Annotated in this window: 27 protein-coding genes; 8 read left to right on the forward strand and 19 right to left on the reverse strand. The window is 46.8% G+C overall.

What is annotated here, in order from left to right; all coding sequences use genetic code 11:
- Positions 1 to 59: 59 nt before the first annotated feature.
- Positions 60 to 725 carry a bacillithiol biosynthesis deacetylase BshB2 gene (gene bshB2, locus D1B31_RS11950; protein ID WP_118921026.1) on the forward strand — a complete coding sequence of 222 codons (666 nt, stop codon included), beginning with the start codon at positions 60 to 62 and terminating at the stop codon, positions 723 to 725.
- 94 nt (positions 726 to 819) lie between these two features.
- On the opposite strand, the gene D1B31_RS24265 is transcribed toward bshB2, so the two are convergent.
- Both D1B31_RS24265 and D1B31_RS11960 read right to left on the reverse strand, forming a co-directional pair.
- Positions 820 to 1,080 carry a hypothetical protein gene (locus D1B31_RS24265; RefSeq protein WP_158587526.1) on the reverse strand — a complete coding sequence of 87 codons (261 nt, stop codon included), beginning with the start codon at positions 1,078 to 1,080 and terminating at the stop codon, positions 820 to 822.
- 32 nt (positions 1,081 to 1,112) lie between these two features.
- A complete protein-coding gene (locus D1B31_RS11960) occupies positions 1,113 to 1,562 on the reverse strand; it encodes an SRPBCC family protein (protein WP_118921028.1) in 450 nt (149 codons plus the stop codon).
- Between the two features lie 230 nt (positions 1,563 to 1,792).
- On the opposite strand from D1B31_RS11960, the gene D1B31_RS11965 reads away from it, so the two are divergent.
- The 3 genes from D1B31_RS11965 to D1B31_RS11975 are packed head-to-tail and all read left to right on the forward strand — an operon-like array spanning position 1,793 to position 4,213.
- Entirely contained in the window at positions 1,793 to 2,518 is a 726-nt protein-coding gene (locus D1B31_RS11965; protein ID WP_118921029.1) for an ABC transporter ATP-binding protein, read from the forward strand.
- Positions 2,518 to 3,546 (forward strand): ABC transporter permease, encoded by a 1,029-nt coding sequence (locus D1B31_RS11970; protein ID WP_118921030.1) that lies wholly within the window; start codon positions 2,518 to 2,520, stop codon positions 3,544 to 3,546. The genes D1B31_RS11965 and D1B31_RS11970 overlap by 1 nt, the downstream gene beginning before the upstream one ends.
- Positions 3,547 to 3,562: 16 nt before the next feature.
- On the forward strand, positions 3,563 to 4,213 hold the full coding sequence (locus D1B31_RS11975) for a TetR/AcrR family transcriptional regulator (protein ID WP_118921031.1): 651 nt from the start codon (positions 3,563 to 3,565) through the stop codon (positions 4,211 to 4,213).
- Positions 4,214 to 4,255: 42 nt separating this feature from the next.
- On the opposite strand, the gene D1B31_RS11980 is transcribed toward D1B31_RS11975, so the two are convergent.
- From D1B31_RS11980 to D1B31_RS11995, 4 genes are all read right to left on the reverse strand, one after another.
- Positions 4,256 to 5,326 (reverse strand): PQQ-dependent sugar dehydrogenase, encoded by a 1,071-nt coding sequence (locus tag D1B31_RS11980; protein WP_118921032.1) that lies wholly within the window; start codon positions 5,324 to 5,326, stop codon positions 4,256 to 4,258.
- 115 nt (positions 5,327 to 5,441) lie between these two features.
- Positions 5,442 to 6,302 carry a Cof-type HAD-IIB family hydrolase gene (locus D1B31_RS11985; protein ID WP_118921033.1) on the reverse strand — a complete coding sequence of 287 codons (861 nt, stop codon included), beginning with the start codon at positions 6,300 to 6,302 and terminating at the stop codon, positions 5,442 to 5,444.
- A 110-nt stretch (positions 6,303 to 6,412) separates the two neighbouring features.
- Positions 6,413 to 7,081: a DNA alkylation repair protein gene (locus D1B31_RS11990; protein WP_420846099.1), complete on the reverse strand. Its 669-nt coding sequence runs from the start codon at positions 7,079 to 7,081 to the stop codon at positions 6,413 to 6,415.
- 44 nt (positions 7,082 to 7,125) lie between these two features.
- Positions 7,126 to 7,611 carry a GNAT family N-acetyltransferase gene (locus tag D1B31_RS11995; RefSeq protein ID WP_118921034.1) on the reverse strand — a complete coding sequence of 162 codons (486 nt, stop codon included), beginning with the start codon at positions 7,609 to 7,611 and terminating at the stop codon, positions 7,126 to 7,128.
- A gap of 473 nt (positions 7,612 to 8,084) precedes the next feature.
- Here D1B31_RS11995 and D1B31_RS24620 point away from each other — a divergent pair, with 473 nt between their 5' ends.
- On the forward strand, positions 8,085 to 8,228 hold the full coding sequence (locus tag D1B31_RS24620) for a hypothetical protein (RefSeq protein ID WP_192894772.1): 144 nt from the start codon (positions 8,085 to 8,087) through the stop codon (positions 8,226 to 8,228).
- Between the two features lie 63 nt (positions 8,229 to 8,291).
- Here D1B31_RS24620 and D1B31_RS12005 read toward each other — a convergent pair whose 3' ends face one another.
- Entirely contained in the window at positions 8,292 to 8,483 is a 192-nt protein-coding gene (locus tag D1B31_RS12005) for a hypothetical protein (RefSeq protein WP_118921036.1), read from the reverse strand.
- A 137-nt stretch (positions 8,484 to 8,620) separates the two neighbouring features.
- Positions 8,621 to 8,827, reverse strand: a complete 207-nt coding sequence (locus tag D1B31_RS12010; RefSeq protein WP_118921037.1) for a hypothetical protein — start codon at positions 8,825 to 8,827, stop codon at positions 8,621 to 8,623.
- 147 nt (positions 8,828 to 8,974) lie between these two features.
- Here D1B31_RS12010 and D1B31_RS12015 point away from each other — a divergent pair, with 147 nt between their 5' ends.
- Complete coding sequence (locus tag D1B31_RS12015; RefSeq protein ID WP_158587527.1) at positions 8,975 to 9,820, forward strand: MBL fold metallo-hydrolase; 846 nt, start codon at positions 8,975 to 8,977, stop codon at positions 9,818 to 9,820.
- A 46-nt stretch (positions 9,821 to 9,866) separates the two neighbouring features.
- Here the strand turns inward: D1B31_RS12015 and D1B31_RS12020 are convergent, their stop codons facing one another.
- Both D1B31_RS12020 and D1B31_RS12025 read right to left on the reverse strand, forming a co-directional pair.
- Positions 9,867 to 10,346, reverse strand: coding sequence for a hypothetical protein (locus D1B31_RS12020; RefSeq protein WP_338036471.1), 480 nt, complete (start codon positions 10,344 to 10,346; stop codon positions 9,867 to 9,869).
- Positions 10,347 to 10,366: 20 nt separating this feature from the next.
- A complete protein-coding gene (locus D1B31_RS12025; protein ID WP_118921039.1) occupies positions 10,367 to 11,467 on the reverse strand; it encodes a PRK06851 family protein in 1,101 nt (366 codons plus the stop codon).
- A 413-nt stretch (positions 11,468 to 11,880) separates the two neighbouring features.
- Here D1B31_RS12025 and D1B31_RS12030 point away from each other — a divergent pair, with 413 nt between their 5' ends.
- Entirely contained in the window at positions 11,881 to 12,426 is a 546-nt protein-coding gene (locus D1B31_RS12030) for an HD domain-containing protein (RefSeq protein ID WP_118921040.1), read from the forward strand.
- Positions 12,427 to 12,525: 99 nt separating this feature from the next.
- On the opposite strand, the gene D1B31_RS12035 is transcribed toward D1B31_RS12030, so the two are convergent.
- The 9 genes from D1B31_RS12035 to D1B31_RS12080 form a co-directional block, all read right to left on the reverse strand.
- On the reverse strand, positions 12,526 to 12,669 hold the full coding sequence (locus D1B31_RS12035) for a YvrJ family protein (RefSeq protein WP_118921041.1): 144 nt from the start codon (positions 12,667 to 12,669) through the stop codon (positions 12,526 to 12,528).
- A 69-nt stretch (positions 12,670 to 12,738) separates the two neighbouring features.
- The gene (locus tag D1B31_RS12040; protein ID WP_118921042.1) at positions 12,739 to 12,957 is read right to left on the reverse strand and encodes a DUF2922 domain-containing protein; all 219 of its coding nucleotides are present in this window, start codon (positions 12,955 to 12,957) and stop codon (positions 12,739 to 12,741) included.
- 37 nt (positions 12,958 to 12,994) lie between these two features.
- Entirely contained in the window at positions 12,995 to 13,213 is a 219-nt protein-coding gene (locus D1B31_RS12045) for a DUF1659 domain-containing protein (RefSeq protein ID WP_118921043.1), read from the reverse strand.
- 161 nt (positions 13,214 to 13,374) lie between these two features.
- Complete coding sequence (gene ybaK, locus D1B31_RS12050; RefSeq protein WP_118921044.1) at positions 13,375 to 13,857, reverse strand: Cys-tRNA(Pro) deacylase; 483 nt, start codon at positions 13,855 to 13,857, stop codon at positions 13,375 to 13,377.
- 95 nt (positions 13,858 to 13,952) lie between these two features.
- On the reverse strand, positions 13,953 to 14,405 hold the full coding sequence (locus D1B31_RS12055; protein WP_118921045.1) for a hypothetical protein: 453 nt from the start codon (positions 14,403 to 14,405) through the stop codon (positions 13,953 to 13,955).
- A 352-nt stretch (positions 14,406 to 14,757) separates the two neighbouring features.
- A complete protein-coding gene (locus tag D1B31_RS12065) occupies positions 14,758 to 17,211 on the reverse strand; it encodes a S8 family serine peptidase (RefSeq protein ID WP_240035253.1) in 2,454 nt (817 codons plus the stop codon).
- A 291-nt stretch (positions 17,212 to 17,502) separates the two neighbouring features.
- Positions 17,503 to 19,986 carry a S8 family serine peptidase gene (locus tag D1B31_RS12070; protein ID WP_118921047.1) on the reverse strand — a complete coding sequence of 828 codons (2,484 nt, stop codon included), beginning with the start codon at positions 19,984 to 19,986 and terminating at the stop codon, positions 17,503 to 17,505.
- Between the two features lie 218 nt (positions 19,987 to 20,204).
- Complete coding sequence (locus D1B31_RS12075; RefSeq protein WP_118921048.1) at positions 20,205 to 20,852, reverse strand: response regulator; 648 nt, start codon at positions 20,850 to 20,852, stop codon at positions 20,205 to 20,207.
- On the reverse strand, positions 20,827 to 22,689 hold the full coding sequence (locus D1B31_RS12080; protein ID WP_118921049.1) for a sensor histidine kinase: 1,863 nt from the start codon (positions 22,687 to 22,689) through the stop codon (positions 20,827 to 20,829). Before D1B31_RS12080 ends, D1B31_RS12075 begins: the two co-directional genes overlap by 26 nt.
- Before the next feature lie 510 nt (positions 22,690 to 23,199).
- On the opposite strand from D1B31_RS12080, the gene D1B31_RS12085 reads away from it, so the two are divergent.
- The gene (locus D1B31_RS12085) at positions 23,200 to 24,987 is read left to right on the forward strand and encodes a TIGR04190 family B12-binding domain/radical SAM domain protein (RefSeq protein WP_118921050.1); all 1,788 of its coding nucleotides are present in this window, start codon (positions 23,200 to 23,202) and stop codon (positions 24,985 to 24,987) included.
- The last annotated feature ends 155 nt before the right edge of the window (positions 24,988 to 25,142 follow it).

Raw genomic sequence — 25,142 nt, forward strand, 5'->3', positions numbered from 1 at the left:
GTTTTGGGTAAATAAAGCTCAATTTTTTAGCAGCAACCAATCCAAAAGGAGAGTGGATTATGGAAAAGGAACGCCATGTGCTCGTAATCTTCCCGCATCCAGATGATGAAGCGTTTGGAGTTTCGGGCACAATTGCCATGCATACCAAAAATGGGACACCTGTGACATACGCCTGCCTGACACTTGGCGAAATGGGCAGGAATATGGGCAACCCTCCTTTTGCCACACGTGAATCTTTGCCAGGAATTCGCAAGGAGGAACTGTTGGAAGCGGCAAGAGTTCTTGGCATTGGCGATTTGCGCATGCTCGGCTACCGTGATAAGACAATTGAATTTTTGGATGAAGGAAAGCTTGCAGCACAAATTACTTCCATTATTCAGGAAGTCAACCCGTCTTTGATCATTACATTCTACCCAGGCTATTCCGTTCATCCCGACCATGAGGCCACCGCAAGGGCAGTCGTCAGGGCAGTACGTGAAATGGCGCCTGGCAAAAGGCCGAAACTCCATTGCGTCGCTTTTTCCCACAACTGTGAAGAGGAACTAGGCGACGCCGATATCGTGTATGACATCACACCCGTTGCTGATATCAAGCTCGACGCTATCCGCGCACACCGCTCCCAAACGCAGCAAATGGTCAAAGATATGGAAGAAAAACTGAAGAACCAAGACCCGCAAATGATGGTCTGGGTTAACAATGAACGGTTTTGGACGTATAAGTTTTAACAGATTCCCCGGCAAAATTTTTCTGATGGAAACGAGACACCCGGAGCATCCTAGCATGCTGCCGGGTGTTATTTTGCCGTTCTCTGCGGTTTTATTAGGAGAAATGTTTCCGGACGGGCACCGTAGCGATTCTTGATGACTTTTCGAACGGTATTTTTGCCGAAAGGGCACTAAGAGTGCTTTTTGATGACTTATCGAACGGAATTTTTGCTGAAAGGGCACCAAGAGTGCTTCTTAGTGACTTTTCAAACGAGATTTCTACCGAAAGGGCACCAAGAGAGCTTCTCAGTGACTTTTTAAACGAGATTTTTGCCGAAAGGGCACCAATACTAAAGGTTTCAACATCTAATGCCAATTGGCAGATATGGCCCTTCCGTGACTCTTAATTCAGGAAGTTGACTTCCCCTCCAGCATGTCTTTCAAATAAACCATCTGATTGCCGTCTTCTCTTTTTAGCATATTGACAAGAAACCTTTTTGTCAGGCCCATAACAAAGCCGCTCGTTTTAATAGCCATTTCAAAGGTTACCTTCGTAGCGCCTTCAGCTGTCTCTTCAAACAAATACCGATAAACGGACTGAAGCCCGTTCATTTCACTTTTATAAGCAAACAATTTGTTCTCCTCAAAAGCAGTAATTTCGATTTCTGTTTCAGTTTCCCGGCCGCGGATCATCCGGGTTTCGACAACCTTGTCGCCTGACTTCAGCTTCTCCAGGCCACCTTTATCTATCTTAACAACATTCGGCATAATCTCCGGCATATTCTCCATACTCGCCACATACTCAAACACAACCTCAACAGGCTGCTCAATTAAAACACTCGACTGAAAATCCACCATTCTAAAACTCACCTCATAACATCATCTATTACACATTACTTTTATTATAACTTTTTTAATGACTCTTTTCCCAAGTGAGGCAAGGGGACGGTTCCAGTGCTTCTTTCGACTCCCGAATGAAGCAGTAGAACCGTCCCCTGCTTCTTTTTTCTGCCAATTCAGTATATAATGAGTATAATGGTGAGTGATTACTCACTGCAATTCTTGTGAGACTGGAAAGGTGGATGGGGATGGCAGGTGACCCGATTGTTTCAATTAGGAATGTTTCTAAGTCATTTGGCAAACAGCAAGTTTTGCAAAATATTAATCTCGATATTTACCCTGGGGAAATCTTTGGTTTACTCGGTCCTTCAGGGGCAGGGAAGACGACGGTTGTTAGGCAGCTTGTCGGGCTGGAACTCCCAACAGAAGGGGAAAACTGGCTGTTCAATGAGGAAATGCCTTCTCTTAAGCTGGTCGAAAAGGCGGGGTACATGGCTCAGGCGGATGCCCTTTATCAGGAGCTATCAGCGAGGGACAATCTCGAATTTTTCGGGGCGCTGTATGGCTTAAAGGGAAAAAGACTGAAAGAACGGATTGAGGCCGTCATGGAGATCGTCCAGTTGAGCGGCGATTTGAACAAACTAGTAACCAACTATTCCGGGGGAATGAAACGCCGGCTCTCACTGGCAGCAGCTCTGCTGCATGAACCGGAACTGCTCATCCTCGATGAACCAACAGTAGGAATTGACCCGGTCTTAAGAAAAAGCATCTGGGAACGGTTTTATGACCTTAAAGCACAAGGGACAGCCCTTATCGTCACAACCCATGTCATGGATGAGGCGGAAAAATGTGACCGGCTTGGCATGATTCGGAACGGCCGTCTTATTGCGGTTGGAACCCCGCAAGAACTAAAAGAGCACACTTCCTCAGATACAATTGAACAGGCATTCCTTGTTTACGGAGGTGCGGAATAATGCGGATCCAGGCACTTGTGATCAGGATTTTAAGGCAGTTTTTGCGCGACAAACGGACAATGGCACTGATGATCCTCGCTCCCATCCTAATTCTGACGATGCTGAACCTCGTCTTTAACGGCAGGGATTATATTCCGAAAGTGGGGCTTGTCGATTTCCCGGCACAGGTAAAGGAACAGTTGAATCTCGATGATGCTAAAGTCAAGGACTACACATCAACAACTGATGCAGAGAAAGCATTGAAAACCGGTAAACTGGACGGCTATCTTACACTAAAAGAAAACAAGCCCTCAATCACCCTGGAAGGAAGCGACCCGACTGCAAACCGGGCATTCATGCTTTGGGTCCAAGAAGCTTTTAAGCCCTTCATGCCAAAATCGGACATAGGGGAAATGGCTGTCGATTATCTGCACGGATCGGACTCGATGAGCCAGTTTGATTACTTCGGACCCGTCCTGCTTGCTTACTTCGCCTTCTTCTTTGTCTTTTTAATCGCGGGGGTTTCCTTTTTGCGCGAGCGGACGAGCGGGACGCTTGAAAGGCTTTTGTCGAGCCCATTAAGGCGCTGGGAGATTGTTGCCGGATATGTACTAGGCTTCGGCATTTTCACGACAATCCAAGCGACGGTCATCACTTGGTACGGCATTTATATCCTTGATATGCTGATGGAAGGATCCTTCCTGCTTGTTTTGCTGACGATTCTACTTCTGTCATTTACGGCGCTGACACTCGGAATCCTTCTGTCTGCTTTTGCAAATAATGAAATGCAAATCATTCAGTTCATTCCGCTCGTCATCGTGCCGCAAGTATTTTTCTCCGGCCTGTTCAACCTGGAAACAATGTCGGAATGGCTGAGCTGGATTGGCCCGTTCACTCCTCTCTACTATGCCGCCAACGCAGTCCGCGATGTCATGGTGAGGGGGTACGGCTTCGGTGAAATTTATCCGGATCTCCTGCTGCTGTTCGGCCTATCTCTTCTATTTATGGTCTTGAATGTTGCTGCATTGAAAAAACACAGAAAAGTATAACGAAAAGGGGAATACAATGTCTGACCAGGATTTATTTGATGAAGAACTTTTTGAAGGGGAAGAACTAACGGAGAAACAGAAAAAAATACTCATCGCCGCAATTGAATCCTTTTCCGAAAAAGGCTTCGCGGCGACCTCGACGAATGAAATCGCCAAAAAAGCGGGCGTTGCCGAAGGAACCATCTTCCGGCACTATAAAACAAAAAAAGAATTGCTGCTCAATATCGTTTCACCCGTCATGGCAAAATTGGTCGCGCCCTTCGTGATTCGCGATTTCGACAAGGTTTTGAACAAGCGGTTTGATACATTTGAGGAATTCCTGCGGGCCGTATTCAAAAACCGCCACGAATTCATCGAAAAAAACAGCCAAATCATCCGCATCCTCCTTCAAGAGATCCCGTTTCAGCCTGAACTGCGCGAGCAATTCAAGGAGCATGTGGCAGCAAAATTGTTTGAGCGTTTTACGAAGGCCGCTGCCTATTATCAAGAGAAGGGGCAGTTGCTTGAAATCCCGCCGGCGAGCGCGCTCCGAATGACTGCTTCTTCAATTATCGGCTATTTTATTGCAAAATACGTGATCTTTCCGGAATCGGAATGGGATGATGAAGTTGAAATGGAACGGACCATCCAGTTCATTTTACGGGGACTCGGAACGGAAACGAAATAAAAATAGAGGCTGCCGGGATGGCAGCCTTCTTGCTCTGAAAGATTACTTTAGCCGTATTCGATACAGCTTATCATCCGTTTCATCCGGATTTCCGCGGCCGTCGGTGTTATTGCTGACAAAGTACAGATCGTCCCCGTCAATCAGCACATCACGGATCCGGCCCAGTCCGTTCACGAGTTCACGGGTTGTTTTCCTCGTTAAATCAAACTCCCGGACAGCGTTTCCCCTCAGCGTCGCGACAACCAATTTATCTCCATACACGGCCACACCCGATGGAGCCCAAGTCACATCGCCCGAATGGAAAACCGGCGTTTCCATTCCCTGCCTCTTCTCATCCCCGATAATGACCGGCCAGCCGTAATTTTTGCCCGGTTTGATTACATTGATTTCATCATGGGCGGACTGCCCGTGCTCACTCGCAACCATCGTCCCGTCTTGAAGCCAGGCAAGGCCTTGAGGATTGCGGTGGCCATAGCTGTAAACAGAAGAGCCGGGGAAAGGATTGTCATCCGGAATGCTTCCGTCCAAATTCATCCGGAGGATTTTGCCACCGAGAGTGTTCGGGTTCTGGGCAAGCTCAGGGTTGGCCGCATCGCCGGCCGTAATATAAAGCTTCCCATCCGGACCAATTTCCAGCCTGCCGCCATGATGCACCGGTCCGCTCGGAAGCCCGTCAATGAGCGTCAGCTCCTCTTTCCACACACCATCGCGATGAGAAAGCACGACAACCCGGTTTTTCTGGCCGGCGGCATCATTATACGTATAATAGGCGAAAGCTGACTGTGTGCGAGGAAAATCAGGGTCAAGGACAAAGCCCAAAAGCCCCGCTTCCGAAGCGTCAGACAGCTTTTCCTTCAAAACGACCTTCTGCAGCTCCACCTTGCCATTTTCAATTTTGACAATGGCACCAGGACGCTCGGAAATATAAAACGCCTCACCCGATTTTGCAATCGACCAAGGAACCCGAAGATTTTCGGCTAGTACTTCCGCTTGAACCTGTGTGGCCGCAGGCTTGTCCTCCGGCTGTGTTTTGCCAGGCTCTGCTTCCCTGCCCGATGAACAGCCTGCCAGCAGCAACGCCCCCAGCAAAATCGACCCGATTTTCCTCAGCATTCATATCAACTCCTTATGTACATCCTCCGCAACCAGTACCGCCCGTCAAAAACGATACAACCTGCCGCACAAATCCGGGAGCAACTCAAAGCCACATCGAACCGGCTTTTCCACTTTAAAGCCCAAGCGCCTCCACAATCGCCTTCGCGACTCCGCTCTCTTCATTCGTCTCCGTTATCCGGCTGCACAGCTCCTTAATTTCGCCAGGCGCATTTTCCATCGCAACCGAAACGCCAACCCGTTCAAACATCGACACATCATTATAATTATCGCCAAGCGCCATCGTCTCCTGAAGTGAAATCCCTTTCCCCTCAACAAACTTCTTAAGCGCCAGCCCTTTTTGCGCACCGATTGCAGTAATTTCAAGATTGTCCGCTCCTGAAGAACTGATTGCGATATCCTGAATGCCTTCCAGATCCGTTTTTGCCGCGTCCAGCTTGTCCGATTCAAGTGAAAACGCCAACAACTTTAAAATCTTCGTATCCGGGTCCCCGAAAACCTCCTGGTAATCGCCCACCTTTTCAATTAGACCCTTACGGAATCGTTCCTCCGCAACCGCGGCCGCCTTTTCAAACTCTGTCCCCGGATTGGCACTCAAAACAATATTTGTAATAATTTCCAGCGCCTTTGCATAACTGTCCGTATACGTACCCTTATTCGTATATAGCTCGAAGTACACACCATTTGCGGCCAGCCTTGCAGCAATGTCACGCGCTTCCTCCGTCCCAAGCGCGCTCGTCGACACAACCGCACCGTCCGCATCACGCACCTCCGCGCCATTCACACAAATCATTGGGCAGCTTACCCCGGCCTCCTCCAGCACAAACCGTGCCTCCTGATACGACCGACCAGTCGCCACCACAAACTCCACCCCAAGCTGCTGGGCCTTGAAAATCGCCTCTTTAGTCTCCGGCGTAATCTCCTGTCCTGCTGTCAACAATGTCCCGTCCATATCGGACGCAATGCACCTAATCATGCTGTCACCTCATTACCTTTCTATCAGCCCATTCTACCCTAAATCCTCCTACCAAGCCCAACCCAAAGGCTTTTGTGGCAAAATGAACCTTGTTTCCATCCACCCGGCCGTCAGCTCAGGTACTTCGAGCCCTCCCGCCTGCTCAGTGCGGCAAGCTCCGTACGTTCGATAAAGTCCTTAACAGATCCGGGATTCGTTTTCGAGTATTCCCTAAGCGCCCACCCAATCGCTTTCTGGATAAAGAACTCCTTACTGCTTGTGTTTAGGCGTATGTTTTCGTACAACCGCTGTTCGTCTGTCTCTTTCTTATACTTTAACTGATAGAGAATCGCGGTTCTCCGCAGCCACATATTGTCTGAAACAGCCCATTTGTCCATTTCTGCAGGAATTGTGTCAGGGTATTTTGCGGCAAGCACCCCGACAGGCTTTTGCGCGAGGGCATCAACCGTATCCCACCAGGACTTTGTTGTAATGAGCTCTTTTAGCAGGCTAAGAGAGCCCGCTTCTAGCTTTTTACTGAACTTTTCAAGGTATCCGAGGGCAACATATTGGTATTCGCGCTCATGTGCCGCCCAAAGTTCTCTGACAAAACTCTCTTGAAAAGGCTCCTTCACCAGCCCTGTAGTGGCAAAAAACTTTCTTTCCAGTTCGGCCCGGAGCGGCTTTTTTACCCCGAGAAACGGGAAATGGTTTTTCATGTACTTCTCCATTGCCACCGCGTTTTCCGTGTTTCGCTGCTCTTCAAAAAGAGCTTTTAGTACAGACACATAATCCATCATCCAAATTCCCTCCGTCTTCTAATTTTCGCATCCTACGGCCTGGTTCAAACCGTAAATTCCTGGCAGATAATTGATTCTCCTTCTTCCTCATCCTCATATTCCTCATAGTGGATTCCATTCTGAATGTATGCCTTCCGCCAAAAAGCAATCGCCCGGTCATTTCCGCTGAGCTGTCCGACAAAATAGCTGCCCTTTTTCTGTTCAAACAGTTGTTCCACCGCCTTGGCTGCGACCCCTTTCCCGCGAAACCGGTTATAAAGAAAAAAGTCATTCACGACATAATTGATATTTTTCGTAAAGGGAGGTTCGAGTAAAAGCAAAAATCCTGCCCGCTCTTCACCCACCATGATGAAATATGGATTAACGCCCTGTTTACTCCAAAACACAGAGAACGAGTCAAATTCGTACGTTCCATCAGGGGTTTCTTCAAGTGAATTAGAATAGGCTGATAAATCATGAAGATAGAGAGCATACATGTTTTTCAGGATTGTTGCATCTTCAGGGCCTGTCTTATTTAAATATACGTCCATTTGTTTTCAACTCCAAAATTCTGGCTGTTGATTTCCACTCCGGGCACACGCTTTCCGCGGGACGTCAGTGGAGCCTCCTCGGCGCCAAGGCGCCTGTGGGGTCTCCACCTTGCCGCTGCATCCCGCAGGAGTCGGTGCCCTCCATTCCAATCAACGCAATTAAAAACCAGCATAGTTCTTTAACTTAACCAACTCCAAAATTGGTATCTTAACCTTATTCTCTCTTATAGAGGCGATTTCCTCTGTATGAAAAAGACCTCTTTTGCCAAACTACAAATGAAGCAGAAAAGCGCAAGCGCCTCGGTCATCGCCGTACAAACTGGAAGGACTTCGACTGAGATAAAGGAATCACGAAGAGCGTAAGCGATTCGATGATGACTTATCGTAGGGAGGAGACCTGAAGTTTGCTAGTCGATAGGCGCTGAAGCTAGACATTTTTTACATTTTCATCTTTTAAGAAAGGGGGGTCTATTTTGACAAAAAAATTCAACAAGGGAAGCCGAAACCAGAATGCTCCTGAAAACGGCCATTATCAAATGGAAATTGCGACTGAAAATAGCGGAGATAACAGCAAGGGAAACAAGCGGGACAAAAAACAAAAGACGAAGAGTATATAGTAGGGGCCAAAAAATACAAATTCCCGGCTGCCTGTTACCCGCAGCCGGGCAAATTAGTTACTTTCATCTAAATAACTCCTTTCTGACTTGATCGCAGATTTGCCGGACGGTTTCGGAAAAAGCGAAGACAAACAGCGTAAGACTAATCAGAATCAGTTTTTTGAGCCACGTCTCTTCAATTCCCAACGAAAAATAGCCGATAATTATTGCTATAAAGAAGACGATAAAGAACATTGCCCGGCGTTTCGGTCCCATGCCCATCACCTCCTGTCATGCAACTGTTATACTATTTATATGTTCATCCTCCTTCTCTGAACGTTCATTAGTTTGTGAAATCAAGCACAAATATTATCAAATAAATCCGGCATTTCCCTCATGCCGGACTCAGTCGCTTATTTCTTTTTCCTCTTTTCAATTATATCGAATCCGTATTCATACATTTGATACGAATAACCCGCAGCGACCGCGCCAATAATTGCTAGTAAAATCCAAATCGTCTTTTTAATCCAACCAACATCAACGACTAGTGCCAGAAGTAGTAGTATGAGAGCCAAACCAAATGTGTAAAGCCAACGCTTGAACACTGTTAACTCTTTCATTTTTTTCCCACCCTTCTTCGGTTAAGGATTTACTTATCTATGAGTACGGTTTAAACTATAAAAGGTTCCGTTAATTTTCTTAATTTTACCATAATTCCGTAATTAATTCCAGCCTACTTTACTGGCTGCCACGGGGGAGGCAATAAATTGGCTAAACAAAAATTAAAACAACTATCCAAGCATGTAAGGTATCTGCCAGCAGACCATGAAACGGACCGGCCTGTTCTTGGTGCTGTCATTGGAAATGATTATACGCTGATTGTTGATGCGGGCAATTCACCCGCACATGCGGAGCTATTCCTTAATGAATTAAAAGAAATAAAGGCACCTGAATCCAGGCTGCTTGTCCTGACCCACTGGCACTGGGACCATATTTTTGGCATGAAGAAAATGAATTTGCCCGCTATCGCCCATACGAAAACAAAGAAGTACATTGAAAAACTAAAAGGGCTCCAGTGGACAGACGAAGCACTTGACGAACGCGTCCGAACTGGCGTCGAAATTGAATTTTGCGCGGAAATGATTAAAAAGGAATTTGGTGAAAGGCGCAATGAAATTGAGATCGTCTCGCCAGTAATAACCTTCGAGAATTCCCTTGCCATCGACCTGGGCGGAGTACGTGTCAGGCTTCAGCATGTCGGCGGAGACCATGCCGATGATTCAATTGTCGTTTTTGTTGAAAAAGACAAGGTCTTGTTCCTCGGTGACTGTTATACACAAAACATGTATGCGAAAAAGTGGAACTATACAGCTCCGGTTTTTCTAAAGCTGCTGGATGAGCTTGAACATTTCCAGGCTGCTGTCTATCTTCATTCCCATTGCGATCCGGCAACACAGGCGGAGTTTTTTCAGGAGCTTTTTGAAATGAGGATCACTACTAAAGCTGCGGTGGAGAACAAAGGTAATCGCGAGGCCATTCATTCTGCGATGAAAGAAGGACTTGGCAGGGAGCTAAATGATGATGACCTGGAATTAGCAAGTTATTTAGGGTAAATGGAAGAAGGCGTGCAGAGGTTGAAATCTGCACGCCTTCTGTTCGTTAAAAACACCTGAAAGAACGGATTCTCCGTAGGTCGGTTCCATAAAATGTCCAGCCATTTCTTCTGAAGCGCCAGCCTGCAATCGAATTCCGGCCGATAAAGGTCGGATAAAACCAGAAGCTTCGGCCACTATTAAGCCAAATATACGTAAAACGATGGCGGCATCGCCAAATCGCACCGGGGTCTACAGCGAACGAGGTCGCTCCGAACGACTCCTGGGGTGTCGCGAACGGCGGCGGACCCGATGGCGGGCCATCATTTCCTCCCCCCGGGAATCCTCCGCCTCCTGGGAATTGTCCGCCCGGAAATTGGCCTCCTGTTTGTCCTCCACCCGGGAACTGGCCTCCTGGAAAACCACCCCCCGGGAATTGGCCTCCTGTTTGTCCCCCGCCCGGAAATTGTGGAAACTGCCTGTCGTCACCGACCATCTGCTCATCCGGAATTGATCCGTAAGGGTACTGATTATTGTTGTATTCCAAAGGGATTCCTCCTCCTTATATTACACATTTGTCTGGGCTACTTCTCTGATTCGGCGGGCAATTTTCTCCTTAATCCCGTCAACCTTCTCAAAGTCCATAGCCGCACCATATATCTTCTCCAACTCATCATGCATATCTTTTGCCCGGGCCAGCCAGGAAATGGCCTCCTTCATCTTTGCTTTATAACGGGCTGAAATACCGTCGATTTTTTCCTTAAATCGTTCATCTGTTCCTTCAGGAATCAGCAGTTCATACGTATCAATAATCTCATCGCCTTCCCGGCTGGGGAAGTATTCGTGTGGGGCCGTACTGTCAAAAATGGCAACCCCAAGTTCCCGAAAAATCAGCATATCCAGACTATGGGGATCGAAACCGCAGTGGTAAACTTCAACATCAATGCCACGCTCTTCAGCACTCCTTGCCATTTTCTTCAGCATCGTTGATTTTCCGCTCCCAGCCCTTCCTTTAATAAAATACCGTTTTGGAATATCCTCGGTCAGGTTAGGGACAAAATCGACCGCGCCTATTGGAGTAGCCGCACCGAGAAAGCGGTGGCGGACGTCACTTTTTTTATTGTGTTTTATTTTGCCGAATAATTGGTCAATCAGTTTTTCAGTCAGCTCATCCGCCTTCTGAAAATCCATAGTTTGGATATAAATCTTCTCCCACTCATCGTGGATATCCAACGCTTCTTTAAACGTGGCATACGCCTGATTAAATGTCTCGGTAATCTCCCTGTTCAATGTCAGGATTGCTTCCTTTTGTGAGTGCAGGACGGCTGAATCCCATGCTTCACCCAGGTTTACATATTCTTCGATCACCCCGGGGGCTTCAGGCTCGATGACATGTGGATGTGTCCCATCCACAATGCCTGTTTTTAAAGCAGGTATCACAATCCCGTCAATGGACTCATTATCGGATGAACAATGAAGAAACTCGAGATCAAAGCCTTTTTCAAGCCACTCCTTGCCAATCTCTTTCATTAAAGATGACTTACCGGTGCCAGGCCCTCCCTTCAAAATAAACAGCAAGTCAAGACCTTTCAGATTAGATGGATATAAACTGTAAAAACCCCGCGCTGTATTCCCGCCCGCATAGTAGTTCCTGACCTTGCCTGCCACTCATACACACCCCTTATTCTGACAAATGGATTGTTTCATCCACTATCATATGCACCGTTCCTTGATAGGTGAATGCCTAGTGAGAGAATTAGGCTTGGCCAATTTTCAACATTTTCTGCACCGAGTTTAAACGGGAGAAACGCGGGAATACATGGAATAACAGCTTTTCTCCGCCCCGGGGCGGTTGATATAGATGTAAGGAAAGCGGAAGCGTCCGTTTAGCGCCGTATGGAATGGAGGGCCCCGATGGAGATAAAGGATACACGAAGAGCGATGTTGACTTATCGTAGCGAGGGGACCGAAGTACACTAGTCGCTGGACGCTGAAGCTGGAACAGGAAAAGACTCCGAAATTTGGAGTCTTTTCTTTTTAATTGGGAATCATGTATGATGTTAAAAAAACGGAGGTGGATTATGAGGGATGTAAAGCTTGAACAGATTTTTAAACACCACATTGCCCAGAAGTTCCTGAACCGGTCAGGAATGGCTCACGCGATTGCCGTTGCTTATCATGCTTTTCATCTCGCCCGGGAGCATGGAGAGGATGCCGATATCGCGGCAAAAGCCGGTTTTATGCACGATATGGGACATTACACATGGTATAGAAATGGGAAATGGGATTACGAGTTGTATCGAAAAAATGATATCCATGCGATAAAAGGGGCTGAAAGAGCCCACAAGCTGCTGATTCGCCTAGGGGAAAATCCGGTTAAGGCGAAGACAATCGCCCTCGCCATCCTGTTCCATACGGATTCCTTTCTCCCGACCAACGATATTGTCCGTACACCCCTTCAGCAAATTGTGAAGTGGGCCGACGAAAAGGATGAAGAAGAAGGCGGCATGCACCATTACCGCACCATCGAATACGACCGTGCTTTAAAAAGCATTATCCGCCTTGATCAGAAGATTGATGAAATTTTGGAAAAGGAAAACCCCGACCAGAACCAGCAAAGGGCCTGACCGGGTGCTTTTAAAATGTCTGGCTTATTACATTAGCGGGAACTTCACAAAGCTTTTTGACTGAAAAGGCACCAAGAACACCGGAAAACTACATATTCTTTATGCTTTTTCTTTTAATTTTAGCGGCAAGTCCTGGATCGATTGGACAACCATGTCGAGTCGGGTTTCAATCCGATAAAGCAGATACAGGGTGACTGCCACCGGGAATCCGACTTCACTTATGATAGGCATAATCTGATCCATACGAGCACCTCCTTCTCGAAAACTTATAATAAGAGCCGGCTTCGATCCGAAACCGGCTCCCTCCCCCTATTAAACGATTTCTACATCCGTTACATTCCGCTCAATCACCCTCGCGCCTTCCACTCCAGTGTAGTTCCCATTTACGGAATAAAACACGTTAGAAGCGATGATTTGCTCCATGGCCAGCTTGACTGTTGCCTCACTGATTGGCTCTGCTGGATTTTCAATTGCCAGTCTAGAGACCTTGCCTGTTTCAGTCTTAAAACTCAATTCAAGTGTTTTTGCCATCCTGTTCACCTCCTCCCCTTACCGGATGTTCAACCGATTAACCGAGTATTTCGGAGCGGTCAGTCCTTTCGACTGTGCTCAGCGGGTCTTTGCATAATGCTGCAATCGCAGACGCAGCCTGGTGCATTTGATCCGGTGTTGCTTCCTTTTTCAAATTGTTAAACGTTTTTGACTTATAAACAGGTTTTCCCTTTTCGTCCACGCCTGTTTCAAAACTAAGGCGCAGCCTTGATTCAGCTAGAAGTGCTTGTGCCATGTCCCTCACCTCCTCTCACCCTTTATATATAAATCAGGGAGGAAAAAGGACATGGTCCAGGTAATTATTTCGCCAAAATAAAAAGACGCATTCCTCAATGCGCCTTTTTTACGTTATTTAATTTGCCTGTAAAGCCACGTGGGCGTGCCCCGTGGCGTAAGTCAGTCGGTTAATTGCACCATTTTGGCAGTAAGCAATTCCTTTAATACATTTGGGGATAGTTCGATTTGGCAGCCTATTTTTCCTCCGCTGACAATCATTTTTTCAAGTTGTTCCGCATTAATGTCAATGAATGTCGGATATAGCTTTTTCATCCCAATCGGTGAGCAGCCTCCACGTATATAGCCCGTCAGCTTCTGGATCTCTTTAACGGCAACCATCTCAACCTTCTTTTCCCCGGCTGCTTTCGCGGCCTTTTTTAAATCAAGCTCAGCCTCGACCGGGATCACAAACACATAGTAATTCTTGGATGTCCCTTGGGTGACGAGCGTCTTAAATACAGTCTCCATCGGCTTGCCAATCTTTTCGGCAACCGATATCCCATCGACCTTGCCATCCGTTACCTCATAGGACAACATTGAGTAGTTTGCCTTCATTGAATCCAGCAGCCTCATTGCATTTGTTTTTGTTTTTGAAACGGCCATTCCAACCCGCCCTCTCGTTCAAAAGCTTTTAAAACGAAGCAGTGGAACCGTCCCCCTGCCTCATAGGAATAGCCTATTTCTTCTGAGGGAAAATTTCAAGCGCCGTATTGGAGTTCGATTTCTTGATAATAGGATTGTAGTGATTGAGTGATAATTTTTTTGGTGATAGTGCGGTGGGTTTTTTGAAGCAGTTTTTCCGCGTAGTTCCAAGCTCTTTTCTCTATTAGGAACTGCAGCCTTGCTTTTTCTGTTTCACTTTTTGCCGCATCGAGCCTGTCTGCCAGAATGCTGAGTGCCTGATCCTCGGCATGGCCTAGTTCGTGGGCAAAAACGATACATATGTAGGCCTCAAGGAAAGCCAGTGATCCGAACAGCTGTATGCACTGTTTCTTAATTTCTTCTATATAAAGTGTAATGGTATGAGTCGTTAACGAGTATTTTCCGCCAACAAGCCTGGATTCCGGATGGTGGCCTTCCATCTCGATCTTTGCCTTGCTCCCTGATTGGATCAGAAGCGGTTGCAAAAGGCTTCTATATTCTTCTTTCATAGTTCCGCCCCTTTTTTACATAATAGAGTAAAGTATACTTCAAAGGATACAGAGGAGAAAATCCCTCTTTTTACTCATTTTTGTCGAAGAAACGCAGATTTAATCATATGGAGAGAACAAAAAGCACTGTCGTACGCAGGATTCAAAAGTGATTCGTCCTGAATTGAGGGCATTCCGCCTGATTCCGCAGTGATTCGTCCAAAATGGCACTTCATTCGTCCGCAGCCGTAAAATCCAATTTGAAACCGAACATTTCTCCTCAGGAGAGATTTTCTAAACCATGAAAAGAGAGGAGCAAACATCTGCTCCTCTTCCTTTTATATTATGACTATAGTGATTTTATTCATATTACTTACTGAAACCAGGCCTGGAACCATCTTGAGGATGCGACTGCGTAGTCGGCGCGGGTGACTTTTTTTGCCGGCTCAAAGGTGGCTTCGATTGTTGGTTTTAGTTCATACAGGCCCTGCTTCACGTTAAACGTCGCATTCAGAATGTTCAAATCGAGTGCAAGCTGGACATAGCCTTTCAGGTCTGCCGGAATGCCAGCATTATCCTTCAGTGTGATTCGTTCATTGTTATAAAGTACCTTTACATCACCCGTATGCTCCTTGGCCAGTTGCTGGAGCCCCAAAGCCTGAACAAGTGAATAAGCAAGCTCGGCGCGTGTCAGTGTGCCGTTCGGGTTGAAATTCCCGGCAGCATCAAGCTTCATGACGCCATTTTGCGTAATTTTGCCATCCTTGATGGCCGCTCCTTTTGCCATGACAGCTGAGGCATAAGGAAGATCAGTTGCTGAAACATCCTTCGCCGCCCCGGCCAGGCTCTGGCGGATTCCCGCCCCCATGACTAAGTATCGGGCTAGTTCTTTCCTTAGCAAAAACTGATTTGGTTTAAATGTACCGTCAGAATAACCGTCCACAAGACGCTCGTTGACAGCCATTTGGATGGCAGATGCGGCTGCGTGGCCTGAAATATCACCGAGTCCGGTGTAGCCGCTGACTTTCGTAAAAGCGAGCGAGCCTGCAATCGTTTCCGGAAGCGCCAGACCAAGAGGATTTAGTTCGTTCCCGCGCAACCCTCTTACTTCAGCCTTCCATTGTCCTGCCTTAGGGGAAGTAACCGAAACCGTCCTGTCTGGATAGAGGGCGAATAACAGGTTTACTCCCGAGCTGTGCTCTGTTCCATCCGGTGCAATCAGCACAAGATTGACTGGGTTGCCAGTCTGGCCAAGCAAACCAAACGCATCGATGCGCGCTGTCAGCTGGGAAACTCCTTCCGGCACTGTAAAGATGTGCTGGCTTTTCAGTAATGGGTTATAAGCAAGTTCAAAAGGTACACGATCTGTTTTTGCCGAAACATTGCTATTAAACTTCTGGTATTCATTGACTGTTTTTCCGTAGGCTTTGCTGAACATAACCGCTTCCAGTGCAGCATGGGCATTGACATAGCCGGTTCCCACTTCCCATGTTTCATAACCCGGCATATTTGTGGCAGTGTCCTGGAGAGCTTTTTTTATGTCGTCAGGCGACAATGCCGGGTTTGCTTCGAGGAGAAGGGCTACTATTCCCGCAACATGCGGAGTCGCCATTGAAGTGCCGCTCATCGATGTATAGAAAGGAAGGTATGCCGGCTCAATCATTGTGGCGTCCGAATCGATAGCCAGTGAAGAAACTGGCGCCAACACGCGGGTTGAAATGATATCAACGCCGGGGGCTGTGATCGTCGGCCGGTCTTCCCACATATACGTTGCTCCGTCCATTTCAAACGTTCCGCCGGCACCCTTCGTTCCCCTTGAGGAGAAGTCGGCAAGCGAACCATCCTTTTCACCTGCGCCAACCGAAATGACCCAAGGCGCCTTGGCGTATGGATTGTGCGTATTTTCCGCAGGCCCTTCATTTCCAGCCGCAAAAAGGACCGTGATGCCGCGGTCATGCGCTGCTTTGCTTGCAATATTGATTGGATCGGCTGGGTCGAAATCACCGGAGCCGCCCCAAGAGTTCGTGATTACGCGAATATTGTATTTTGTTTGGTTCGTAATGGCATAGTCGAAGCCTCCAAGTCCGTCCAGTACGAAGAGGGCCGCTCCAGATCCATAGCCAATCAGGTCTGCTCCAGGGGCTACTCCTTCATACTTCCCGCTCGAGCTGGCTCCTGTTCCGCCGACTGTCCCCGCAACATGGGTTCCATGTCCGGAATTTGTATCGGTATTAGGGACATCTTCCAAATACGTTACCGGAAGCAGGCCAGGGGCCAAGGAGGCCAAATTAATGCTTCCAAGCACGTTTTGAACAAGGTTTTTGCCAAGCTGGTGGTCACGGTGGGTACCATCAACCCCGCTGTCATTGACTACAACTCCGACACCCTTGCCGGTTACCGGAAGTCCTCCATTTGCTTTTTGCATCGCTGAGTCCGTCCGAGCCTTATCGACGCCCGTCAATTCAGTTGCATCGTAATTAGAGTATTTCAGTTTACGGTTCAGATAGAGCGACTTTACCCCTTCTTTTGAAGCAAGCTGCTGGATCTGATCCTTTGTCGCCAGGACGCCGGCAATTGGCAAGGACTTCATTGTAACGCCTGTAGAAATGCCAAGCTGTTTCAGGAGGCCCAGCTGACTGGCTGTAGGAGCGCCTTCCCCTTCAAAAGTGACAATAACCTGCAGGCTGCCAGCGACTGTCTCCATCGCCTTGGCGAGATGGCCGTCGACCACTGCCGGAAGTACTGCCGCTTTTGCTTTTTCCATACCCGGAGCCAATAATGAGAGCACTATGAATAAGCTGACCAAACCGGAGAACCATTTTTTCATCTTGTAATCCCCTTCCAAGGTTCATTCTCTTGCTACTATCATTATCGTAAATATAGTGAATGCTAACTATTCAGCTAAGGATATAAAATGCCTTGGAAAAAGTACTATTTTGCCATCATACGAAAGTTATAGGATTTGAGAGTTGGATAGGCTGTGGTAGTAGCGGAATCATAGAATATTCCTATCAAAGAGCAAAAACAACAATAGCCTCCGTATCATTCCGATTCGGAGGCAGTTTTTGGGTAGAGAAATAATTGATTTTACCATGCGGACGGCTACCGACTATAAATCCTACTCCGCAGCCGGATGGTAGCTCGCAAAATAGCGCGTGATGGCGACCGCATAGTCGGCGCGGGATACTGTTTTGCCAGGCTCGTACTTAGCGGTGATGGTTGGCTTCAACGCATACCGATCCTGCACCACTGAGAAGTACGCATTCAGGATGTTCAGATCGAGAGCAAGCTGGACATGCCCCCGAAGTTCGGCAGGGATGTTGGCTGCATCCTGGATTGGGACCCGTGACCCATTATATTGGACCGTCAGTTCCTGCCCTTTCAACTCATTTGCCTTTTCTTCAAGCCCCAATGCCTGGACCAGTGAATAGGCTAATTGAGCGCGGGTTACTTTTTCATCGGGCGAAAATTTGCCAGCCAAGGAAGGCAGCATGACGCCTTTTTGGTTCTGGGCCACATTTTTCAGAGCCGCGCCTTTGCCTAGAACTGCTTCTACATAAGGACGGTCGGCCGCTTTGACATCAGACACACTGGAAACTCCAGCCAAAGGCAGCTGTTGGCGGACGCCTGCTCCCATGACTAAATAGTTGGCTAATTCGGAACGCTTCAAAGCAGCATCGGGGTCAAAATTTTTCGTGCTTTTGCCATCGACGAGCCTTTTACTTACGGCAAGTTTAATGGCTGACTCGGCAGGGTGTCCGTTTATGTCATTCAAGCCGCTAAAGCTTCCAGCAGTTTTCGTTACTAGTTCAATAGCCAGTTTTTCCGGGAGGGCAAGCGAACCTTGCAGGCCTTCCACACTTACCTTCCAGGTTCCTGCCGCTGGATTAATCACTTGAACGGTCCGGTCAGGATAGAGTGAAAATAACACGGATATCCCCGAGGTATGCCTAGTTCCGTCCGGCGCCGTCAAAACGAGGTTGACAGGATTGCCGGTCTGGCCGAGCAGTCCGTATGCATTCAGGCGGGCCACGAGTTCAGTCTGCCCCGAACCAACAGGAAAGCTGACCTCATTTTTTAGATTCAAAGGGCTGTAATCAAGGGTGATCTTTTCAGACTTAGCTGTCATTTGCGCATTGGAGTTGAACGTCCGGTTCATATTTAGGATAGACCCATACTCCCTATTGTTCAGTGCAGCATCAACGGCCGCGTAGGCATTCACATATCCGGAACCAACTTCCCATGATTCATAGCCCGGCATGTTCGTTGCGGTCTGTTCGATAATCTTCTTTACTTCAAGAGGGCTGAGTGACGGATTTGCGTCCAGGATGAGGGCCACTATCCCAGCAACATGGGGTGCGGCCATGGATGTACCGCTCATCGTTGTATAGTACGGCAGGTAGGCAGGCGGAATAAGATTGACATCATCAGTCGCGCCAAGTGCCGCCAGTGGGGAAATAACCCTCGTTGAGATAATGGTTTCGCCTGGTGACGTGACGGTTGGACGGTCCTCCCATTTCCACGTCCCAGACCCTACGGCCACCGTACCTCCTTTTCCTTTCACGCCGCGCGATGAGAAATCAGCAAGCTCGCCTTGTTTAGTACCGGCCGCAACCGTAATGACCCATGGTGCCTTTTTATAGTTTCCAGAAATCGTCGAATCCCCAGGCCCGGAGTTTCCCGCGGAAAAGACGGTGACGATGCCTCTGTCGTAAAGCTTTTTGGTCGCAATATTAATTGGATCATAAGGATCAAAGTCGGTCCCTGCATCCCCCGTATCGCCCCATGAATTTGTAATGACGCGAATGTTGTATTCAGCCTGGTGGGTGAGGGCGTAGTCGAAACCGCCAAGTGTATCCAGCATGGCAACCGCTGCCCCAGATCCATAGCCAATCAATTTCGCGCCGGGGGCAACCCCTTCGTACTCCCCTTTTGACATCGCGCCAGTTCCCCCGACAATCCCGGCAACGTGAGTTCCATGTCCGGAACTCGTGTCTGTATTCGGTACATTTTCAACCCATGTCACAGGCAAAAGTTCACTCAGCGCGTTCAAGTTGGTCGCGCCGAGAACGTTTTGGACAAGGTGCCCGCCGTACTCGATGTCTTTATGTGTACCATCGACGCCGCTGTCATTGATGACTACGCCAATCCCATTGCCGTTTACCGGCAGGCCATCGTTTAATTTTGTAAAGGATGGCTCGGTCCTGAGGCGGTCGACTCCGGTCAATTCCGTTGCTTCTTTATTTTCGTATTTAAGCTTTTTATTCGGATAAATGGAGAGCACATTTTCGTTTTGGGCTAGCCTTTCAATTTGTGCCTTCGTTGCCAACACGCCTGCAATCGGAAGCTGATTTAATACAAACCCTTTTGACAGTCCTGTCCCTTTCAAAATAGACATGATTTTTGATTGGCTTCCCGCATCTTCTTTGAAGGTGACAATAACCTGCTGCGGCTCAACAACGGATGTCAATTTTGCCAGCAGCCCAGGTTCGATTACCGCTGTCCCTGCCGCGCTGGCGCGGTTCGGCTCTGCATGGTGAAATGGCTGGATCAATAGACTAATGAACAAGAGTAATGATAGTAAGAAGGATTTTTTCCTCATTCGCTTACCCTCCAGGTTCTCAATTTTCTACTTTATCCCCATTATCACATTGATTAGCTGGAAGTAATATTCTCCACAGGCTGTATATTAGGACGCAAAAGTACTAATTTTCGTACGCCTAAAGTAGTACCTAACCGTACAGCAACCTGCCAAAGGCAAATAGTTTCTAAAAACAAAGCCAGGCTTCCGGGGAAACCTGGCTTGATTGGCCACAAGTTTTAAGGCAAGGGTACGAGCTGGTTTTGAACCGCATAAATCACGACCTGGGAACGGCTTTTTACATCCAGCTTTTTAAAGATTTTACTCACATGGATTTTTACTGTCTTATCACTAATAAATAACTCCTGGGCAATTTCCTTATTGTTCATCCCCTGGACAAGGCAAAGAAGCACTTCCCTTTCCCGTTCAGTCAGCAATTCATCCTTCTTTTCCTTAGGAGCTTCAGCGGGCTTCTGTTGAAAATTAAGGAATTTTTTCGTCATCGACGGCGCTATGACGGATTGGCCTCGGGCTACCGACCGGATCGCCTCGATCACATGCTGGGACGGTGCATCCTTTAATAAATAGCCATCGGCTCCTTCACGGATTGCCGACATAAAATACTCATCGTGATCGAACATCGTGAGCATTAATATTTTGATTGCCGGGTATTCCCTTTTAAGAATACCTGTCACTTCAATTCCATTTTTATCAGGTATATTAATATCCATCAAAATGACATCCGGCATGAGATCGGGGACTTTGGACAGGGCATCCATTCCCGAAACCGCCTCCCCGACCACCTTGATGTCCGATTCAAGATCAAGGATGTTTTTCAACCCGTCGCGGAGCACCGCGTGGTCATCTACCAGCATAAGCCTGATCATCCATTTTTCCTCCTTCAATTCCCATTCTAGGTACTGTCAGGGTAATCTCCGTCCCTGTTCCTTCCTTGCTGTCAATCTGAAGGGATGCCTTTATTTTTTCTGCAGCTTCGTTCATATGCAAAATGCCAAAGTGAGGCTCATTCCTCGCCTTAATCATCGCCTGGAACAAGGAAAAGCCAATGCCATTATCCTTTATTTTCAAAAAGACATTCTCACGCTGAAAGCTGAGCATAATGTCTATTTTAGTGGGCTTGGCATGTTTTAATGCATTTTGGACGCTTTCCTGGAAAATATCGAAAATAACCTTTTCCGTCATGGAACTCAGCTCAATTTCCGCCCCTCTTTTTTCCAAAAGGATCTCAACTGCATGCTCTTTTCGGAGGGAGTGCATCCTTGATTCAATGGCTGTCATCAGCCCTACCCGCTCTGTCGGATACGGCCGCAAAGCATAAATCGATTCACGGACTTCCTTCAAGCTTTTTCGGAGTTTATCTGTACTGTCATGAATAAGCTTTAGTGATTCTTCAGGCGTCTTTAAGAATTTCCGTTCCGCTGTTTCCAGATTAAGGACCGCCCCGGCAAGCGTTTGGGCAACCCCGTCATGGATATCGCGGGCAATCCTGTTCCGCTCTTCCAATATAAGCCGCTTTTCCTCCTCGGAGAAAAGCCATTTTGTCTTGATCAGGACAGCCAGCTGGTTTGCAAGTGTAACTGCGGATTGAATATCGTCTTCTGTAAAGCTCTTTGTCCTGCTCCGCCCAAAAACGAATAAACCTAGTAGTTCTTCTTCGAGCATGAGTGGCGCATACATCTTTGTTCTAATATCATTAAGGAAATAACCCGAGGCCGGCCCTGCCTGCTTCCTCGAGTTATGATAAATTACCATATGCCGGATGGTTTCCAGGGCAGCAGCCTGCCCTTCATCGAAATCGGCATCATCATTGACCAGTCCGGCAGAATACCGTCTTTCCCATTTTCCATTTTGCTTTGTCCAGAGAATACATGCATCGACATCAATGAATTCGGGAAGGTTTTTCCCAAGAAATCCGAGCCACTCATCGGAGGCAATTTTCTTATTCAACTCCGATGATATTCGGAAAAGTGCTTTCAACTTCGCTTTTTCCTTCCTGAGTCGGACAATGATGGAACTCAGCAGCGCAAAGCCAACCAACGGGGCAAAAAAGAAAAAGAAAGTTATAACATCCACTTCTCCCCTGTTTTGATTGCCGAGAACGACAAACAGGAAAAGGTAGATATAGGAAACAATCAAACTATTTACTTCCTGAAGCGTTTTTTGCCTCCACATCATAAATGTATATGGCTGTGGACGGGCGATGAGGATAAAGTCCACTAGCAAATTATTTATGATGTAAAAAGGGATAATGGTGGCTGTTATATGGACAAGCCCGCCAATCACAGCCGATTTAGCATCCAGGCTCGTGAGATCCATCATCCAGCGAGCGACCAAAACGGCGCTGTAGAAGCTTATGACAAGCTGGGCCGGATTGAAGAAGATAATCCTGACCGGCCTTCTTTTTACAACATTGACCATACATATCACGGACGCATAGGACCATAGGGCATATTCCAACCCATGCATGACCAAGATGGCATAGACAAGCGGGAAGGAGATGGTCGTGAATCCGCGCCAGACTGGCATCGGATAAAACTCGACTATTCCGAGGAATATGACCAGGAGGCCCAGGATCAATGGCTCATTTGGCCGCTCCATTCCTGAAAGGGTATAGAGGAGGAGCAGGCCTCCTGCAAGTGAAATACCCGTCATAGCATACCTGGCCAGTTTTTCTTTTCGATTTAAAGAATCTTTAGCGGCCATAAAACCCGTCCTCCCAATACCCGATTCTAAATTTTCAGTTAATTATACTTTATGTTATTTAAGCTAGCCAAACAATAAAAAAGCCTTTTCAATAAAAAAACCCAGACCGGTCAAATGGCATTCCACTGTCCGATGCTGGGACAAACCCCTTTTGGTTTGTTTATATATAGTATGACAGGGAATCAACGTATTTCCTATTCAGCAAAAGCAATATTTTATCTACTACTTTTGTATTACTAGCGAAAATAGTTATCATTTGTCACAAATTTGAAGGTATTTATGTCACTCTTTTGTCAATGTATGAGAAGAAATGAGGGTGAATTATAGACTAAGCTTAAGATGTATTAAATACCAGTCCTTTCCCTTGTATAAACTTGTGAATCTTTTCACATAACAACCTTTCAAATATGGAAATATACTAAACTTCTCAATTTGTTTGAATGATAGGCTGAAATTCACCTTCATCTGAACAAGAATGGGAACTTACTACTTTTACAGAGGGTGAAGTAAATGAAATACGATTTAGTTTTATTGCATGCACCAAGTGTTTATGATTTCCGCGAAAACTCTTTATTGGCTGGCCCGATTAGTGATGTTGTTCCCTCATCCCCGGTTTTTGAAATGTATCCAATTGGGTTGACGAGCATTGCCGATTATCTTGAACGATACGGGCTTAAAGTTCGAATCATTAATATTGCCAACCGGATGCTGATGGATCCTAAATTCGATGTGGAAAAAAAGCTGCGCGGAATCAATACCCGGGCTTTTGGCATTGACCTCCATTGGCTCCCCCATGCGCACGGAAGTATCGAACTCGCTAAAATCGTCAAGAACCTGCATCCTGAAACCCCAATTGTCTTCGGCGGGCTCTCATCAACTTACTACCACAAAGATTTAATTGAATACCCATTCATTGATTTCGTCATGCGCGGTGATTCGACGGAAAAGCTAATGCTCATGTTGATGAATAAACTTGAGTTCGGCAATTCACATTACGAGGAAATACCGAACCTCACCTGGAAAAGAGGAACTGAGATTGGCTATAACCCCCTTTCTTATGTTCCTAAAGACCTTGATGAATTTGATGTGCCAGGGTACAGGTATACAATCCGATCCGTGTTTAAATACAAGAACTTTATGGATCCGCTGCCTTATAACGGGTGGCTTCAGTACCCAAATACAGCAATCCTGACTGCACGCGGCTGCACACAGAGATGCCTTATTTGCGGAGGATCGAAGGAAGGCTATGACCAAAACTGCAACCGGCAATCACTCGCCCTTAGGTCGCCCGCAAAGCTAATCGAGGATATCCAATTTATCCAGCGTTTCAGCCGGGCCCCTATTTTCATTCTTCATGACATACGGCAGGGAGGCAAACAGTACGTAGAAGAATTCTTCAGCCGCTTGAAACAAATTACATTGAAAAATGAACTAGTTTTTGAGTTATTCCAATATGCAGATGAAAAGTTCTTTGAGCAGATTAACGAGGCTGTCCCCAAATACAGCATCGAACTGACACTCGAAACGCATGATGAGAAGATCCGCAAGTATAACGGGAAATTTAGTTGCACGAATGAGAAGGTGATTGATTCCCTAAATTTTGCCCTGAAGCATGGCTGCAAGAAAATTGACCTTTTTTTCATGGTTGGCATTCCAGGCCAAACATATGAAAGTGTCCTGGAAAATGTTGATTTTGCAGAAAGGATCCACCTTGAATGCGGCCAAGATCCGCGCCTGTTCTATTTCATCGCACCGCTTGCACCGTTCCTTGATCCTGCGAGCGCCGCTTTCGAAAATCCGGAGCTGCACGGCTATAAAAAGCTGTGCCATACATTGGAAGATCACCGGAAGGCGATTACACAGCCTTCATGGAAGCATATGTTAAGCTATGAAACGGTCGACATGACAAGGGATGATATTGTGAATTCGACCTATGAATCTGCCAGGCTCCTAAACAAATTCAAGCTCAAATACGGACTGATTGACCAGGCTAGCTATGATGATATTGAAAACAAGATAGAGAAATCGATCCACTATATTGAAAGAATTGACCATATGATGACTCTGCCTGAAGATGAGTATCAAATTGAACTTGCTAATATAAAGAAGGAAATTGAAGAGCTGAATAAACACAGCATTTGCGGCAGCAATGAATTGAAATGGGAAGTCCAGAAAAACTATGCCAATTTCTTTTCCTTGGCAATGGTTGGGCTCGAGCAGCTGTTCGAGGACTATTCAATTAAATTCCGCAAGCAATTCCATCCAAAAGTACGGCATCAGGTCAAGCTTGATTTGTAAAAGGAACCCATTTAGGGTTTCTTTTTTTATTCATTTTGTACCTCTTCCCTCAAACCACCCCCGATTTTTTTACTAAATTCCTAAAAACACTTTTATTATCCGAATATATTTTTTCCACTCCAATAGGATTACTAAATTGCTTGAAGGGTAAATAC

Source organism: Neobacillus notoginsengisoli (genome assembly GCF_003515685.1).
Classification (GTDB): Bacteria; Bacillota; Bacilli; order Bacillales; family Cytobacillaceae; genus Bacillus_D; species Bacillus_D notoginsengisoli.